The organism is Blautia wexlerae, from assembly GCF_013300825.1.
In the GTDB taxonomy this organism is placed as follows: Bacteria; Bacillota; Clostridia; order Lachnospirales; family Lachnospiraceae; genus Blautia_A; species Blautia_A wexlerae_B.
In genome coordinates this window covers 22,066-38,622 of the sequence record NZ_JAAIMY010000005.1, presented here as the reverse complement: position 1 = coordinate 38,622, position 16,557 = coordinate 22,066, and the positions used below count along the sequence as shown (strand labels likewise).

General features: G+C 43.9%; 14 protein-coding genes. 1 reads left to right on the top strand and 13 read right to left on the bottom strand.

Features of this window, described 5'->3' with window-relative positions; all coding sequences use genetic code 11:
• Nucleotides 1–4: 4 nt before the first annotated feature.
• The 3 genes from G4417_RS04220 to moaA form a co-directional block, all read right to left on the bottom strand.
• Complete coding sequence (locus G4417_RS04220) at nucleotides 5–1,456, bottom strand: sensor histidine kinase (protein ID WP_173682794.1); 1,452 nt, start codon at nucleotides 1,454–1,456, stop codon at nucleotides 5–7.
• 109 nt (nucleotides 1,457–1,565) lie between these two features.
• Nucleotides 1,566–2,156, bottom strand: coding sequence for a molybdenum cofactor guanylyltransferase (gene mobA, locus G4417_RS04215; protein ID WP_173682723.1), 591 nt, complete (start codon nucleotides 2,154–2,156; stop codon nucleotides 1,566–1,568).
• Between the two features lie 118 nt (nucleotides 2,157–2,274).
• Entirely contained in the window at nucleotides 2,275–3,249 is a 975-nt protein-coding gene (gene moaA / locus G4417_RS04210; protein ID WP_173682722.1) for a GTP 3',8-cyclase MoaA, read from the bottom strand.
• A gap of 222 nt (nucleotides 3,250–3,471) precedes the next feature.
• Here moaA and fdhD point away from each other — a divergent pair, with 222 nt between their 5' ends.
• The gene (fdhD, locus tag G4417_RS04205; RefSeq protein WP_243872071.1) at nucleotides 3,472–4,290 is read left to right on the top strand and encodes a formate dehydrogenase accessory sulfurtransferase FdhD; all 819 of its coding nucleotides are present in this window, start codon (nucleotides 3,472–3,474) and stop codon (nucleotides 4,288–4,290) included.
• Here fdhD and mobB read toward each other — a convergent pair.
• The 10 genes from mobB to G4417_RS04155 form a co-directional block, all read right to left on the bottom strand.
• Nucleotides 4,265–4,777 carry a molybdopterin-guanine dinucleotide biosynthesis protein B gene (gene mobB / locus G4417_RS04200; protein WP_173682721.1) on the bottom strand — a complete coding sequence of 171 codons (513 nt, stop codon included), beginning with the start codon at nucleotides 4,775–4,777 and terminating at the stop codon, nucleotides 4,265–4,267. The genes fdhD and mobB overlap by 26 nt on opposite strands.
• A gap of 16 nt (nucleotides 4,778–4,793) precedes the next feature.
• Entirely contained in the window at nucleotides 4,794–6,056 is a 1,263-nt protein-coding gene (gene glp, locus G4417_RS04195) for a gephyrin-like molybdotransferase Glp (RefSeq protein WP_173682720.1), read from the bottom strand.
• Nucleotides 6,057–6,273: 217 nt separating this feature from the next.
• On the bottom strand, nucleotides 6,274–6,708 hold the full coding sequence (locus tag G4417_RS04190) for an MOSC domain-containing protein (protein ID WP_173682719.1): 435 nt from the start codon (nucleotides 6,706–6,708) through the stop codon (nucleotides 6,274–6,276).
• A gap of 63 nt (nucleotides 6,709–6,771) precedes the next feature.
• Nucleotides 6,772–7,974 carry a PP2C family protein-serine/threonine phosphatase gene (locus G4417_RS04185; RefSeq protein ID WP_202048486.1) on the bottom strand — a complete coding sequence of 401 codons (1,203 nt, stop codon included), beginning with the start codon at nucleotides 7,972–7,974 and terminating at the stop codon, nucleotides 6,772–6,774.
• Entirely contained in the window at nucleotides 7,961–9,685 is a 1,725-nt protein-coding gene (locus G4417_RS04180; RefSeq protein WP_173682718.1) for a [Fe-Fe] hydrogenase large subunit C-terminal domain-containing protein, read from the bottom strand. Before G4417_RS04180 ends, G4417_RS04185 begins: the two co-directional genes overlap by 14 nt.
• Before the next feature lie 210 nt (nucleotides 9,686–9,895).
• The gene (gene fdhF / locus G4417_RS04175) at nucleotides 9,896–12,604 is read right to left on the bottom strand and encodes a formate dehydrogenase subunit alpha (RefSeq protein WP_173682717.1); all 2,709 of its coding nucleotides are present in this window, start codon (nucleotides 12,602–12,604) and stop codon (nucleotides 9,896–9,898) included.
• A gap of 13 nt (nucleotides 12,605–12,617) precedes the next feature.
• Complete coding sequence (locus G4417_RS04170) at nucleotides 12,618–14,495, bottom strand: NADH-quinone oxidoreductase subunit NuoF (protein ID WP_022380635.1); 1,878 nt, start codon at nucleotides 14,493–14,495, stop codon at nucleotides 12,618–12,620.
• Nucleotides 14,492–14,974 (bottom strand): complex I 24 kDa subunit family protein, encoded by a 483-nt coding sequence (locus G4417_RS04165; RefSeq protein ID WP_008706192.1) that lies wholly within the window; start codon nucleotides 14,972–14,974, stop codon nucleotides 14,492–14,494. The genes G4417_RS04170 and G4417_RS04165 overlap by 4 nt, the downstream gene beginning before the upstream one ends.
• A 63-nt stretch (nucleotides 14,975–15,037) precedes the next feature.
• The gene (locus G4417_RS04160) at nucleotides 15,038–15,286 is read right to left on the bottom strand and encodes a hypothetical protein (protein ID WP_173682716.1); all 249 of its coding nucleotides are present in this window, start codon (nucleotides 15,284–15,286) and stop codon (nucleotides 15,038–15,040) included.
• Between the two features lie 258 nt (nucleotides 15,287–15,544).
• Entirely contained in the window at nucleotides 15,545–16,501 is a 957-nt protein-coding gene (locus tag G4417_RS04155; RefSeq protein WP_173717665.1) for an alpha/beta hydrolase, read from the bottom strand.
• Nucleotides 16,502–16,557: the final 56 nt, after the last annotated feature.

The window sequence follows — 16,557 nt, the reverse complement described above, 5'->3', positions numbered from 1 at the left end:
CCTCCTATGACGGTATATAAGACAGAGGAATACGCACAGAAAATGTAGTTCCCTCTCCCTCTTTACTGAGTACTTTAATCGTTCCATGGTGCATTGCAATAGAACTTTTGGTGATCGCCAGTCCCAGACCGGTTCCCCCGATTTCTTTTGAATGTGATTTGTCCACACGATAGAAACGCTCAAAGATCCTCTCAATACTGTCCTCAGGAATTCCCATACCGGAATCTGCCACTGTTACATAGAAATATTTATGGTCTGCATCCAGAGACACACGGACCCAGCCATCATCTACATTATATTTGATACCATTTTCCACCAGATTGCTGATAGCAAGAGTAAACTTCACCTCATCCACATCTGCATCCACAGGGCGGAAGCAATCCAGGATCAGATCAATATTGCGCTTGTCTGCAATGGGACGCAAGCGCTTGAGGATATCCTCCAGAAGCTGATTGATATCCATATGGGTGATGTTCACATCTGCTGCTTTCTTATCCATCTTTACCAGTGAGAGCAGATCTGTAATAATCTTATTCTCTCTGTCGATCTCAGCAGTAATATCGCCCATAAACTCCTGATACAGTTCCTCCGGGACTCCCTGCTGTCCAACCAGAGAATCTGCCAGAACCTTCATGGAAGTCAGAGGTGTCTTCAGTTCATGGGACACATTGGATACAAACTCCTGCCTGGATTCATCAAGGATTTTCATGCGGTTGACCATCTTGTTGAATGCATCTGTAATCAGTTCTGTCTCCGTGTAGTCAGGAACACTGATCTCTTCATCCAGCATGCCATCTGTCAGATCTTCAATGGCCTTCGTCACTCTTGCAAGTGGTTTTACAAGTATTGTAGAGAGCAGCCATGCCAGAAATACTGAAAGAACAACAATACTTCCGATCAGCATCACGCTTCTCTGTTCCATCTCTGCCAGTGTTTCCGCAATATCAAAAGCCGAAACACTTACCAGCATCACGCCCTGAAGCTGCTGCACATCTGGACTCTGTACAGGAACCGCAATCTCCAGTACTTTACTCCTTGCGTCATAATTGCTTGTCTCTTCTCCTTTCAGACAGGCTACAGCCAGTGAACTGAGAAGCGTCTTTCCCTCCTCTGTGTGGAAGGTATCACTCACTATCTTAAAATCTCTGTCAGCCAGCAGGATGCGTCCGTTATACACATTGGAAAACAGTTCCAGCTTACTGTTTACAACCTCTGAATCTGTATCATTGAGATAATTCTCCCTGATGATCAGATTACATAAAATATCGCACTGATCACCCACTGTCTCTGTAAGCATTACAACCGCCCGGTTCTGATAGTTATGAAGCATCGTATATGTTACAATAACCCCCGGCACGATTCCCAGAATGATCAGGATGATCAGAATACGAAAACGCAGACTTCTGAAAAAATTTTTTCTTTTTTTCACCTTTTCAACTCCGTTCTCTTCTGTCATGCAGTTTGATGCATGCTTTCTGTCTGTTCGTAAAACAGTCATTGTTTATCGAATCCTTATCATCTTATCACAGAAAAATGGGCTTTTCTACATCTTAGTGAAAAGTAATTTATTTTTTCAATGGCATTGCTGTAGTTTGAATTTTTGAATACATTTCAGGATCATTAATATTGGAAAAATACCGGTCCGGGATCTGGCTTTCGTAGCATTCATATCCATTTCTCTGCAGAAAAGCAAATACCGCGCCTTTGCGCAGAGTGATTTCTTCAAGCATGGCATCTGCCAGATCTGTACGGTATACTCCCATAAGAGGTTCCTCATGCCCGCCGTGACTCATAATCACTGCTTTTGCATCTGAACACAGAGATTGGCGAATCAGTGCCACCAGTTCTTCTGCCGGAACCAGAGGAACATCTACGCCAAGTACCAGGCAGTATGGATTCTTTGCTTTACGAAAACAGGCTTCCAGCCCTCCCAGCGGACCTTTTCCCGGGAAGCGGTCTGGTATAACGGGATATTTATATTTTTTCTCGCCATGATAGCCTGACAGAAGAATATCACTGATTCCAAGCTTTTCTCCTTTTTCTATCTGCATCTCAAGAAATGTCTTTCCGTCTATTGTCAGATCTGATTTGTCCCGTCCCATGCGGCTGCTGGCACCGCCAGCAAGAATAATCATAGAAATTTCTTTCTTTCGCATTGTCAGTTTTCCTTTTTGTTTATATAAATCATCAATAAAAGTATTGATTTTTTCTTTATATTATATATAAAATCACAGACAGAAATGTCTGTATAGCGATTAGAGCGTCTTACATACCTCACCCACCAATCTGTGACATTCCTCTGATTTCATCCTGCTCTGTCTTCGCTTCATAAAAATTATGGCTCACCGGTTTATTCCAGATCACCTGATAAATTGCTTTTTTCAGTTCCGAATCCGCGCAGCCGCCGCGCATAAGCTCCCGCAGGTCTGTACCTTCCTGATACTGGAGGCATCCTTTCATGAATCCTTCGGATGTAAGACGTACTCGGTTGCACTGATTGCAGAATTTATGAGTCATTGCACTGATAAATCCGATTTTTCCCTTGAAGCCTGCAATTTCATAGTAATGGCATGGACCGTTTCCGTAGCGTTCATTGACTGCATGCATCGGACCGTAGGCTTCTTCCAGTACTGCTTTGATAGATTCTTCATCCTGGAATGGGAACTGTTTTCCATATCCAATGGGCATCATTTCTATAAAACGCACATGGATTGGATATTTTTTTGCAAGTCCTGCAACAGCAATAAAATTCTCTTTTTCTTTAATTATCGGCACACTGTTAATCTTAAGTAAAAATCCAGGATAAGCAAGCGCTGCTTCGATTCCTTCAAATACTTTATCCAGACCATCTCTCCTGGTTACTTTTTTAAACAGTTCCTGATCCAGTGTGTCAAGACTGATATTGATCGCATCGATTCCTGCATCCATCAGCTCGTCAAGCTGCTCTCCCAGCAAGATTCCATTTGTAGTTAATGTCACTTTTTCAATTCCCGGAATTGCTTTAATCTGCTTTGCCAGTCCGGGACAGCCTTTTCGTACAAGAGGCTCTCCTCCTGTCAGCTTAATCTTACGGATCCCCAGTTCTGCCCCGCACCTGCAGATTCGAAGGATCTCGTCATATGTGAGGATTTCATCATGCGAAAGTGATTTTACACCTTCCTCCGGCATACAGTAAATGCACCGCAGATTGCATCTATCTGTGAGGGAAATCCTCAGATAATCTATGTCTCTTCCATGTTTATCTTTCATTGGCTCTACCTGCCTTTTACTTTTTGATAATTACAATTCATTTCAAATTGCCTACGACAATGTTTTCTCTCATAATCGTTTGACACTCTCTACTCCGCAGTCTATACTTGAAGTATCAAAAGTCAGGCGGATAAACTCATCCGCTTCGCTACACAGCTCTGCACCAAATAACTGCTCCGCAGTTTATTCGGCTAAATCCTTACGAACGAAAGGAACTGTCCTATGAAAATCAACGAACAATACCACAATCTGAATCTTCTCGAAAATGTCACTTACAAGTTTCTGGGACGTGACGGAGAGGTTCATGAGGAAACAGAACCCATTCTTGTGGAACACATGATGGATGTATATGTAAATGAACGTCTGACCATGAAACTGGTCTGTATCCCACAACATCTGGCTGAACTGGTTCTGGGGCGTCTTTTTACTGAAGGAATCATCTCTTCTGCTGATGACGTTGACCAGATCTACATCTGTGAATTCGGCAAACGTGCCCGCGTGATCCTGAGTAAAAATAAATCCGGGCAGTCTCATGAGGAAAATGAAGATTATGTTGCTCCTACTCCGACCTGCTGCACCGGAAATCGTGTTCTTAATGATTATTTTATCACAGATCAGCCAATGACGCCAGTTACACCTGTCCCATGGAAAAAACAGTGGATCTTTGACCTTGCAGACTGTTTCGCCAATGGTACCCCGCTTCACAGCCAGACCTGGGCAACTCACAGCTGTTTCCTTGCCTGTGACGGAGAACTGCTCTTTCAGTGCGAAGATATCGGACGCCATAATGCTCTGGATAAGGCCATCGGTTATGCCCTGCGCCATAATATTGACCTGAAGAAATGCGTGGTTTATTCCAGTGGACGTATCCCTACAGATATGGCGATCAAGGCAATCCGCGCCGGAATACCGGTTCTGGCAAGCAAGGCATCCCCTTCCGCCGAGGCAGTTGCCATGGCCAAAGAATACCACCTTACCCTTATCTGTGCCGCGCGACGTGACCGTATGAAACTCTTTACCGGAAATAATCCGACAGAATAAATTCTGCAATACACTCTGCATTGTCCAGTTCAAAGAATGGAACATTTTCCAGTACAGACAGTGCATCTCTTTCCTCTGCATCCAGGTTTGTGGCGATCGCCATCAGTTTTTCCGGATTGCAGACACTTTCTGCCGAATTTCCCTTACGGATAATTTCAATTTTCGGATAAGTACTGTATTTAAATCCTTCCAGTAAGATCAGATCTGCCTCCGGAAAAAATTCTGTCAGCTCTTTTTCGGAAATCTGCGGCTGCTGTTTTACCAGCATATATTTGCCTGCTGAAAAAACTGCTGTGCCGTAGGCTCCGGACTGAAGCTGACAGTATGTATCCGTTCCCGGTACGTCCGGCACGAAATCATGCCCGTCATGCTTCAGCACCGCCACTTTAAGACCCTTGTCTTTAAAAATCTCCAAAAGCCTGCAGATCAGAGTTGTTTTCCCTGAATTCTTTACACCGCTGATTGCAAATATTCTTTTTCTTTCCACCTGTTTGCTGCTCCTCTCAAAGCAAAATCGCGCTCACTTTATCCCCTGCATTCAGGCTTCTGCTTTCCTGATTTTCCATGGTTTTTGTATCAATCAGGCAATTGCAGCCAGCCATGGAACTGAGGACTCCGTTAGAATGAAGACCCTTGGGAAGATGAAATTTTCCATTTTCCAGATATGCCCGGATAAAGCGGCGACCCTTAATTCCTTTTTCAAAGTTATCAGCCATAATGCCATTTACTTCTTTCAGACCAATTGATGAATCCTGCATCATCTTTTCCAGTGCAGGACGAATCAAAAGTTCTATACTGACTGCAACACCAAAAGGATTTCCGGAGAGACTGATGATCGGAATCTCTCTTTCTGAAGCGCAATGATCTGTTGCAGTTATATCGGAAGTCTTTTTATATGCAGAAAACAGTGTAGGCATTCCCGGTTTCATCTTTACCCTCCAGAAAATCCGCTCTGCCCCCATCAGTCTCAGGGACTCATGCATAATGTCCTTCTTGCCTACAGATACACCTCCGGTAGTGATGATCATATCTGCCGCTTTTGCTGCTTCTTTTAATTTCTCAGACATAACCGTCGGATCATCTTTGACTGCTTCCATATGGAAAGATTCGATTCCCAGTTCACGCAGTCTGGCAGACAGCATTGTCATATTGCTGTTGTAAATCTTTCCTTCCGGTAATGGAAGTCCCGGTTCTACCACTTCATCTCCTGTAGTCAGAAGCACGATTCTCGGCTGACGGTAAACCGGCACTTTCGCCACTCCCATTCCGGCCAGAATTGCTGCCTCCACATATCCGATATGTGACCCTTTCTTCAGAAGTGTAGTTCCTTTTTTGAAATCCTCTCCTGAAAAGCAATAATTACTCCATCGCTTCTGTTCACTGTAAACTTCTACCGTATCTTCTCCATAATCGGTATCCTCCTGATAAATACAGCAGTTGCAGCCATTGGGTATTGCAGCACCTGTCATAATGCGCACTGCCTGTCCCTGCTGGATTTCTCTTTCCGAATACTGTCCGGCATCGATTTCTTCCATGACTTTCAGCCTCACCGGATGCTCTTTAGTGGCACCTGCAAGGTCCTCTGCCTTACACGCATAGCCATCTACCGGAGAGCGGTCAAAAGGAGGATTGTCAAACCCTGCCACCATATCCTGCGCCAGGACTCTTCCCCCTGCTTTATTCAGTTCTGTTTCTTCTGTCTCATTTATTACAGGCGTATGCTGCAGAATCTGTTCCACTGCCTGTTCTACACTGATTCCCTCCACGCACTAATTCCTCCTCTTGTATATTTACATTTTTTCCACCAGGGCAACTGGCGGACATATTAATTTTACCCTTTGAACTCTATAGCAATTTCAGAGAATAATATCACTACGGCACTCCATTAGAACCTTATTTTTTATAAATCAGATTGTCTTCAGCATTTCGGAAATTGCTATAACATCATAATATTCAGCCCACTGCTGAAGAATTACATATTTTTCATCTCTGTTGGAGAATGCTTTCTCCTTCTCTCAGCACTCCTGCCTCCAGAATCTGACAGAATACAAACCAGGGCTCCATGGGCGTGCATACCTTTTCTCCCTTATAAGCATCTGATGCAGGACCGCCCGCACCGATCCTGACTGCTTCCAGAAGTACATCTCCACAACGAAATCTGTTCCCCTCCGCAATACTGTTCCAGTCAATCCCTTCCACAAGGAGATTTTCTCCAAACCGGCCATATCTGAATTCTTCTCCTGAATGTTCGAAATATTCTTTTACCTTCTCATAAGGAAGAAGACTGACCTGCTTTCTTCCGCCCATTCCATAATGCACATCTCCCACAAGTCCCTGCAGATCAGCTTCACATTCATGAATGTTCTGCGAGCAGGTCTTGCGTTCCTTACTGATGCATACACATAATATCTTCGCCATTTTCTGTCTCATCCTTCCTGATGTCTCTTTATAAAACCACGTACTGCTGTTTTTCCTGCTTTCTCAGATCGCCCAGAATGCAATATTCACATTCTTTCCTGCATTCTGCAGATACTCCACAAGTTCTTCTGCTGCCTGTTCTTTCCTTTTTTCTGTGATTCCCAGTTCCACGTTACTCTTATTGATAGCACCACCAAAGTAGAAATTAATATCCGTTGCCTGCTCAAACAGCATCGCACCAAGCAATGCTGCCGCATCCTTTTTTCGTTTCAGCCTGTTAAAGGACAGCCTGTCCTCCATCCATTCTTCACAATATTCAAGCAAATGCTCAATCGTAAGAAATCCCTCTGTCACCAGCTCTGTACCTTCCAGCTTATAATAGGCAGGAACGTCTCCGCTGGCAGTTTCACTAAGAGAGAGCAGCTCTTTATCCAGATATCTGGCAGCACACTGTGCAGTAGTTCCGCCGCAGATTACATGATATCCCTCTGAATCGAAAAAGGACTTCAGATATCGCTCATCATGCTCCTCCTTACTTGGCGGGCCGATCATAAGGTTTACCACCTGTTTATGCCGCATCCGCAGGACAATGGCTGTAATATCATCATCCGTTTCATTCAGATTCAGATCCAGGCTGGCCTCTGCCAGATAGCCTGCCATCTCCTGTGCACTCATCCCTTTATGGTACTTTGCCCTGCAGAAAGCCATTACATCATCTCTTCCCCAGCCGCCGTTGGTAGTTTTTCCCATTCCCGCATTGGTGACACCGTCGGACATAATGATCAGCATATCCTCATCTTTCAGTTCAAAACAGCTTTTATGGATTTCCTTCTCTTCGATCATACTTGTCTCCACCGGATAATCAAAGAGCTTGCCATCCCGGATCAGAATTGCATCCGGATTATCAAACTGATAAAGACTTACCTGTTTCCCCTGAAAATTCAGCACTGTAAAAGTGGCATATGCCAGATTTCTCACACTGCATACAGGAAGCGTTTTCGCCACTGCACGCACTGCCTCATCCAGTTCCACCTGATTAATGATCATAGTACTGAGCATGGTTGCAGTCAGCGTGGAAAGGATATTCGCCTTTACTCCGCTCCCAAGTCCGTCAGAAAGCACCAGAACATGGTCTTTATCATTTTCTTCAATCTTATAGCAGTCCCCACAGAGAAATTCTTTCTTTTTATTCAGGCTCACATGACCAAAATCCATGCATAAGCCGTCAAATTCCACATTCAGTCCATGATGCTTATTTCTTTTCATTCTCTTCTTCACTCTCCAGAAGTATGGTATTTTTCAGTTTTTCTACTGCCACTTTGGTGTCCGCAGCAGTTTCTCCAAGAAGTCCGGCGATCTGCTGCACGATCTTCAGCTGTTCTTCTACCAGCTTATCTGCCATACGCGCAGCTTCAATCTGGGCATTATGAATCTGATCTTTATGCTTCCGCTCCTTTGTAATATCCTTCATAATGCAGAGGATCATTTTATTTTCTTTATCATTCGTCATTACGCGATCCAGATAACATTTCTGATCCTCCAGATAAATCTCATCCTGCATCAGATTCCGTTCAAAAGCCAGTATACTCGCCAGACTGTAATCATCCATGATCTCCGATACCGGTTTCCCGATCAGGCGCCGCTTTTTCGGCATATTGAACAATTTGGACGCCGCCTCATTCATCTGAATGATCTTCAGATTATAATCCACAGTTACCAGAAGTCCGGGCATGGCATTAAAGACTTTATTGGAGTAACTTTCCTGTTTTGCCCGCATATATGGAATGCACATGGCAACCTCAGCTTTATTCTGGATAATGGCAATTGCCTTTTCCCTGCATGTGTTATACCCACAGGCACCGCAGTTTAATTCATCCTTTGGAGAAAATTTCCCCATTTCCGCCAGAGCATCCCTGATTTCTTCCTCTGAGACCTCTTCCTGTTCCTGTGCAGGACAGTAACCGAAATTCTTTCTCAATTCAAATCCCGGAAGTTCATAGTCTCCCTGCTCTCTGTGAAAATCTTTTCCAAAAGCTGCATTCTTCACTGCCAGAACATCTGCCAGATAACGTCCTTTCTTCATCTGAAAAGAAGGACCTGCCACACATCCCCCGCTGCATGCATACATCTCAAGAAAACAGTTTGCAAAATCCTCCGGATGAAGTTCTTCCAGAACCTCCCTGCACTGTTCCATCCCACTTACGGAAAGTTTGCGGATTCCTTTTACAGAGCCAATCAGATCCGTTAAGCCGTCTGCAATCGCAATTTCTCTGGAACGGTAGGCAATCTGTTCAGGTTCTTCCTCAGTTATGGAAATTCCTTCTTTTTTCATCCATTGAGCAAGCTCTTCCAATGTAATAACATAATCCACTTCATTTCCTGAATCTCTCAGTTCTGACATAGCCGAAATACATGGACTTACATAGACAATCCTTGCCTTCGGATATTGTTTTTTCAGATAACTGGCATGAAACTGCATCATAGAGGCAGATTGTACCAGATTTCCCAGAAGATGCGGATAATGTTTCTTGACAAGCTGCACAATTACAGGACAGGCGGAAGAGATCATCACTCCCTGTTCCTTCTGCTCCGGAAAAAGTGTTCTGTACTGCGCAGTCATCAGGCTTGCACCTTCCCCTGCATCTGCCACATCTGCAAATCCCAGTTTCTTCATTGCTTCTCTTATCCCGTTGATACCGGTTACCCCAAAACGTGCCAGATACGCCGGATGAAGAGAGGCAACAACCTGTGCTTTATTTTCCATTGCACTGCGGATCGCAGGGATCATATTCTGCTCTTCCTTGGCATCCTGCGGGCAGACAAGGATACATTTCTCACAGTAAATACACTGGCTTTCTATGATCCTGGCCTGATGATCATGAACACGGATTGCCTTGACCGGGCAGTTCCGGACACATTTATAACAGTTTTTGCAACTGACTTTTTTAAACTGAAGGATTGACTGAAATCTCTGCATGCCTCGTACTCCTTATTATGTAACACTATATTTTTCACAAAAAATTATCTGTAACCGTTCCGTACTTTCACAGAATGATGTACTGCCGAATGATTATTTTTGCCTTTCCATAAAGGAATATGGAGCTGCCGCAAGGACAGCAGATCCATGTGCGACAGCCCCATATAATATTTACGATATCAGATCCGGAACTTTGTCTCCGATATTGTTTTATGCTTTCTCAATCTTAATTGCGCATACCTTATATTCAGGAATTCTTGCGTATTTGTCAAGTGCGGCGTTGGTCAGCCAGTTTGCATTTCCATCCGGGAAGTGGAATGGCATCCAGCTCTCACCCGGTGAGGTCTTTGTACCTACACGAGCGGTAGATTCAATGGATCCTCGTCTGGAAGAAACTCTGACTTTATCACCGTTTTTGATACCCAGCTTATCGGCATCTACGATGTTCATTTCGATAAATGACTTACCTTCGATCTCCATAAGCTCAGGTGTCTTTCCCGTCATGGCTCTTGTTGTATAATGATACAGAATACGTCCTGTCATAAGGATGATCGGATATTCCTCATCCGGAAGTTCTGCTGACGGTACATATTTTGCAGGGTAGAACCAGCCAAGACCACGGGAGAATTTACCAACATGCATGATTGGTGTTCCCGGATGATCCTTGGAGGTACATGGCCACTGAAGTCCCTGTCCATGAACTTCTTCACTGTCAAGACGTTCATGGCTGATACCTGCGAAGCTCGGTGTCAGGGATGCGATCTCATCCATGATCTGAGCAGAAGTCAGATGTGGCTGCGGATATCCCATACGGTTCATCAGATCGATAATAATATCTGTATCCAGTCTCATCTCGCCAGGTACTGTGACAGCCTTGCGCACCCTCTGTACGCGGCGCTCTGTATTGGTAAATGTACCCTCTTTTTCTGCATAGCTTACACCAGGAAGGATAACATCTGCATACTGAGCTGTCTCTGTCATGAAAAGTTCCTGAAGTACAAAGAAATCAAGACTCTTTAATGCTTTGATAATGTGTGTGGTATCCGGATCAGTAACTACCGGGTCCTCACCATAGATATACAGACCTTTGATCTCGCCTGTGATTGCCTTCGGGAATACATCGGTTGCATGAGTTCCGATATTCGGATCAAGTTTTACACCCCATGCTTTCTCGAACTTCTCACGAACTGCAGGATCAGTAACCTTCTGATATCCTGGATATACATTCGGCTGAGCACCCATATCGCAGGCACCCTGTACGTTATTCTGTCCACGAAGCGGGTTAACACCACAGCCTTCACGTCCAAGCTTGCCAACCATCATTGCCATATTGGACATGGACATAACGCCCTCTGTACCTGTGGAATGTTCGGTTACACCAAGGCAGTAGATGATCGGAGCGCGGTCTGCTTTTGCATACATGATTGCTGCTTTTCTCAGATCGTCTGCGTCAATGTGGCAGATTTCAGCTACCTTCTCAGGTATGTAATCTTTTACGATTTCCTTTAATTCTTCAAAACCTTCGGTACGCTCTGCAATGAACTTGTCATCCTGAAGACCTTCAGAAAGGATCACATTCATGATGCCGTTTGCAAAAGCAACATTTGTACCAGGTTTCAGTTTCAGATGGATATCTGCTTTCTTAGCCAGACCAATATCACGAGGATCAACTACGATCAGCTTGCAGCCTCTCTTGACCGCCTGACGGATCTGCATGCCGACTACAGGATGTGCTTCCTCAGGGTTGGAACCAACCAGCATGATCAGATCTGCATTCTTTGTGATATCCTCAATTGGGTTTGTCATGGCACCTGAGCCAAGAGTCATCGCAAGACCTGCTACAGATGCGGAATGACATACACGTGCACAGTTATCTGTATTGTTGGTGCCGAAGCAGCAGCGAACCATCTTCTGTACCATGTAAATATCTTCATTGGGTGATCTGGAACATGCAAAGCCTGCAAGAGAATCAGAGCCATACTGTTTCTTGATCTCCATAAATTTGGAAGCAACAAGATCCAGCGCCTCATCCCATGTTGCACGTTCGAATTCACCTGTTTCTTTATTCTTGATCAGCGGATATTTAATACGCTCCGGCGACTGTACGAAATCGAAGCATCCGCTGCGGCCCTTAACACAGAGCAATCCTTTGTTGGACGGTCCGTTTACAGCTTCTGTATCTACGATCTTTCCGTCTTTTACAAGGAGATAATACTGGCAGCCTGTTGCACAGTGCGGACAGGTAGTCAGGATCTTCTTGTCAATCTGGTACGGACGGTATTTCTTTCTGCGCTTCATGGTCAGTGCACCTGTCGGACAGGCCTGTACACAGTTACCGCAGGATTCACAGATACCTTCGTTCCATTTATGTTTGTAATGTGCACCGATCACTGACTGGAAACCACGATCCATAGTGTCGATGGCACCTCTTCCCACAATCTCCTTACATGTATTCACGCAGCGATGGCAGAGAATACACAGGCTTGGATCATAGGTAAAGAATTTATTGGTATCATCTATCGGCATATCCTTCATTTCACCAGGATAGCTTGTCTCAGTCACACCATATTCAAAACAGTAGTCCTGTAATTTACAGTCACCGTTTGCCTCACAGGAGAAGCAGTGTACACGATGGTCAGAAAGAAGGAGGTCAAGGGTATCTTTACGATATGCAACTACCTTCTCTGACATTGTCTGTACTTCATCACCTTCTGAACAGCGAAGTGTACATGCCGTATCAAATTTGGTTCTTCCATTGTTTGTTACCTCTACCACGCACAAACGACAAGAACCATCCGGCAATACATCTTCCAGATAGCAGAGTGTAGGAATCTCCACTCCGATCTGTCTGGCAGCCTGCAGAATGGTCGTACCTTTTTCCACTTCTACAGGAATTCCATCTATTGTCAAATGAATCATCTTTTCACCCTCCTTAATTCACAGAAATTGCGCCGAATACACAATTTTCCAGACATGTTCCGCACTTAATACACTTGGAGGTATCAATGCTGTGAGGCTCTTTCTTATTGCCTGTGATCGCACCAACCGGACAGTTTCTCGCACACTTGGTACATCCTTTACATTTCTCAGGATCGATCACATAAGAACGCATTGCCTTACATACATGAGCCGCGCACTTTTTATCAACAATATGCTCTACATATTCATCTCTGAAGTTCCTTAATGTGGAAAGCACAGGAAGCGGTGCACTCTTTCCAAGTCCGCAGAGTGAACGGTCCTTGATGAAATTTCCAAGATGCTCCAGTTTATCCAGATCCTCTACTTCACCCTTTCCGTCTACGATCCTCTCAAGGATTTCAAGCATACGTTTGGTACCGATACGGCAGGGACCACATTTACCGCAGGATTCTCTCTGGGTGAAGCCCATGAAAAAACGTGCAACCTCTACCATACAGGTATGTTCATCCATAACTACCAGACCACCGGAACCAACGATCGCACCGTATTTCTTAACAGAATCGAAATCAAGGGGTACATCCAGATGTTCTTCTGTCAGACATCCACCGGATGGTCCGCCGATCTGAACAGCTTTAAACGCAGCACCGGATTTCAGTCCTCCGCCGATATCAAAAATGATTTCTCTTAAGGTTGTTCCCATCGGGACCTCGATCAGACCTGTATTCTCAATAGAACCTGTCAGTGAGAAGGTTTTTGTTCCAGGTGATCCCTCTGTACCGATACTTCTGTACCAGTCTGCACCTTTGAGAATAATCTCCGGAATATTTGCATAAGTTTCTACGTTATTCAGAACAGTAGGTTTCGCCCATAATCCCTGTTCAACTGTACGGGGCGGTTTTACACGAGGCATGCCTCTGCTTCCTTCGATAGATGCAGTCAGGGCAGAACCCTCGCCACATACGAAAGCTCCTGCTCCACGGTTGATATGCATATGGAAGGAGAATCCTGTTCCAAGGATGTCATCACCTAACAGTCCCACTTCTTCCAGAACTGCAATCGCATGTTTCAGTCGTGCTACAGACTGAGGATACTCCGCACGTACATAAATATAACCATGCTGTGCTCTTACTGCGTAAGCTGCAAGCATCATACCCTCGATCAGACGGTAAGGATCACCTTCCATTACGGAACCATCCATAAATGCTCCCGGGTCACCCTCATCGCCGTTACAAACTACATAATGAACAGGGTCAGCCTGGCGTGCTACCTGAATCCATTTCTTACCTGCCGGGAAGCCGCCGCCGCCACGTCCGCGGATACCGGATTTATCAACCTGATCAATAACCAGATCCGGATCCATCTCAAACATTGCTTTCTCCAGAGCCTGGAAACCGCCGCTTGCTATGTACTCATTCAGAGATTCTGCATCAAACTTACCACAGTTCTTCAGAACAATACGTGTCTGTTTCGCGATAAACGGAATATCTTCCGGTCCGCGGCTTACTTTGCCGCCTTTCTGGTAAAGCAGTCTCTCGATAGTCTCATTACCCTGAACACTCTTCTCAAAAATCTCCTGGCAGTCTTCGATCTGAACCTTTGTGTACTGGATTACATCGTCGCCCTTCTGGATACGAACCAGTGGTCCAAGTTCACAGACACCCTGACATCCTGTTTTCTTTACACCTACATGTGCATCTTTGTCATGAGGTCCAAACTCAATGGTAACTCCCGGAGCATCCTTGGCAATCTCCATGAATTTCTCATAGATTTTCTGAGAACCGGTTGCCACACATCCGGTACCTGAACAGACAAGAATACGGCAGTCATAAGAATTAAGTTCTTTCACAGCTTCTTCTCTGATCTGCTCCAATACTTCCTTATTCTGGATCATCCCTGTTCGCCCCCTCTCAGTTTATCGATCAGCTCATCTGCCTTCTCCGGAGTCATTCTCGGATATACCTCTTCATTGACCATCATAGTCGGTGCAAGTCCGCAGGCACCAAGACAGGAAACTGTTTCCACAGTAAACATCATATCGTCTGTCGTCTTCTTTGTCTTTGACAGCCCCAGTTTCTTATAAAGTTCTTCCAGAACCGGTATTGATTTTCTTACATGACAGGCTGTTCCGTCACAGACCTTGATCACATATTTACCTTTCGCATCAAATGAGAAATTCTCATAGAATGTGGCAACACTGAACGCTTTCGCTTCTGTTACACCGATCTGCTCCGCAACATATGTAAGCAATTCTTCCGGGAGATATCTGTACACCCCCTGGATATCCTGCATGATCGGAATCAGTGATGCCGGCTTTTTACCATAGAAAGCAATGATCTCATCCGCTTTCTGATAAAATGACTGATCTAGCATTTCGCACCCTCCTTATACCTGTTTTTCTCTTTTTATTGCACTCTTTACATATTGTAACGTTAATTATATGCCTTTTTCGTCATTTTCACAAGCGCATTTATAGATATTTTCTAAATTTTTATCATTTTTCTCTATAAATGTTTGTTTTGTTTGTCTAACTTTTATCAATTCCGTGTGATTTTTAACAGATACTGAACAAAACCGAATCAAACAAAACAATACTGATTTATTCGGAAAATATTGAAAATCAGAAAGATACATGCGCAAAAAAGGAAGCATGACTGGTCTTAGTCCTGCTTCCTCTTTTTCCATTTAGTTTCATAATAATCCTTCTGTTTCTATATCTGTTTTTTATGTGTTCCGGCCTTTTTTGTTTTCCTCTTTTTCTTATCAAAAAGATTTACTTTCCATAGACACAAGAATTTTTACACCCTCCTTAACTCTATTTCAATTTCATCTTCCGTATCCGTGTTATCTAATCGGCTTACCTGTAATCTGCTATCCATAATCTGTCATTTAATCCTTTCTTTTATTATATTGCAATCCTGTCCTTACGGCAATCCTGAAATTCTAATAAATTCCGTTCTGCATATTCTTTTTCTGTATATACACAGCAGCATATTTTTTTAAAAATTTACTTACTGTTCTCTTATATTTCTCAGGATCTGTGCGGTAACTCCCAGCATGATCTGCTCCATGAACAATAAACAGTTCTTTTTCACTTCTGCACCGGTGATAAAGACTATATGCCATGGAAACCGGTGCTATACAATCCTTATCACCATGAATGATCAGAATCGGCACATTTGTTTCAGACAATGCTTTTCCTGCATCTGCTTCGTATAAACTGAAATGTCCGTAAATTCTCGTACCAGCTTCCATAAAAATCTTAAATATTCCTTCCGGAAACCACCTTGGCAGTTTCTCCACAGCATTTAAGGTAATCATTTCCATAGGAGAGATATACCCGCAGTCTTCAATAATCCCACATACCGAATCCGGCAGATCCAGATTACTGCTCATCATTACTGCCGCACCACTCATCGAAATTCCCATAAGAAACAATGGTGTATTTTCGCCAAAACGATCAGCAGCCCATTCTGCCCAGTCACGGCAGTCATATCTTTCCCTTATTCCCAGTGTGGCAATTGTTCCTCCACTTTCATCATGTGCCCGTGACGTAACCAGAAGAAGATTCCAATTCATTTCTTTCGTAATCCTGTATATAGCTACTCCATCTACAGCAGAATGGCTCCAGAGTCCATGAAAGAAAAGAACAACCGGTGCTTCTTTTTTTCGTTCATAATAATTTCCAGCCAGTTTCATTCCGTCCTCTGCTGAAATAATAATACTTTCATTTATTTCTCTTTTTATGTTATATGCATCTATAAGTTCTTCATATTCAACTTCGTCCGCTTTTCCCAGATCTGGCCAGGGTGTTTCTCTTCGTATACATGCTTTCTGAAACAGCACATTACTTCCCCAGAGAAAAACAACAATCCCTGCTGCCAGAATGATTACAGACATTTTTATCAAAAACTGAGAGATCCGTAAGTTTCGTGAATTTTCTTTTTGATCCGCCT

What these genes read in the sequence shown, in the direction of transcription:
- G4417_RS04220 (WP_173682794.1), bottom strand. Translation starts at nt 1,456, where the DNA reads ATGACAGAAGAGAACGGAGTTGAAAAGGTGAAAAAAAGAAAAAATTTT.
- mobA (WP_173682723.1), bottom strand. Translation starts at nt 2,156, where the DNA reads ATGCGAAAGAAAGAAATTTCTATGATTATTCTTGCTGGCGGTGCCAGC.
- moaA (WP_173682722.1), bottom strand. Translation starts at nt 3,249, where the DNA reads ATGAAAGATAAACATGGAAGAGACATAGATTATCTGAGGATTTCCCTC.
- fdhD (WP_243872071.1), top strand. Translation starts at nt 3,472, where the DNA reads ATGAAAATCAACGAACAATACCACAATCTGAATCTTCTCGAAAATGTC.
- G4417_RS04190 (WP_173682719.1), bottom strand. Translation starts at nt 6,708, where the DNA reads ATGGCGAAGATATTATGTGTATGCATCAGTAAGGAACGCAAGACCTGC.
- G4417_RS04185 (WP_202048486.1), bottom strand. Translation starts at nt 7,974, where the DNA reads ATGAAAAGAAATAAGCATCATGGACTGAATGTGGAATTTGACGGCTTA.
- G4417_RS04180 (WP_173682718.1), bottom strand. Translation starts at nt 9,685, where the DNA reads ATGCAGAGATTTCAGTCAATCCTTCAGTTTAAAAAAGTCAGTTGCAAA.
- fdhF (WP_173682717.1), bottom strand. Translation starts at nt 12,604, where the DNA reads ATGATTCATTTGACAATAGATGGAATTCCTGTAGAAGTGGAAAAAGGT.
- G4417_RS04170 (WP_022380635.1), bottom strand. Translation starts at nt 14,495, where the DNA reads ATGATCCAGAATAAGGAAGTATTGGAGCAGATCAGAGAAGAAGCTGTG.
- G4417_RS04165 (WP_008706192.1), bottom strand. Translation starts at nt 14,974, where the DNA reads ATGCTAGATCAGTCATTTTATCAGAAAGCGGATGAGATCATTGCTTTC.
- G4417_RS04160 (WP_173682716.1), bottom strand. Translation starts at nt 15,286, where the DNA reads ATGGAAAAAGAGGAAGCAGGACTAAGACCAGTCATGCTTCCTTTTTTG.
- G4417_RS04155 (WP_173717665.1), bottom strand. Translation starts at nt 16,501, where the DNA reads ATGTCTGTAATCATTCTGGCAGCAGGGATTGTTGTTTTTCTCTGGGGA.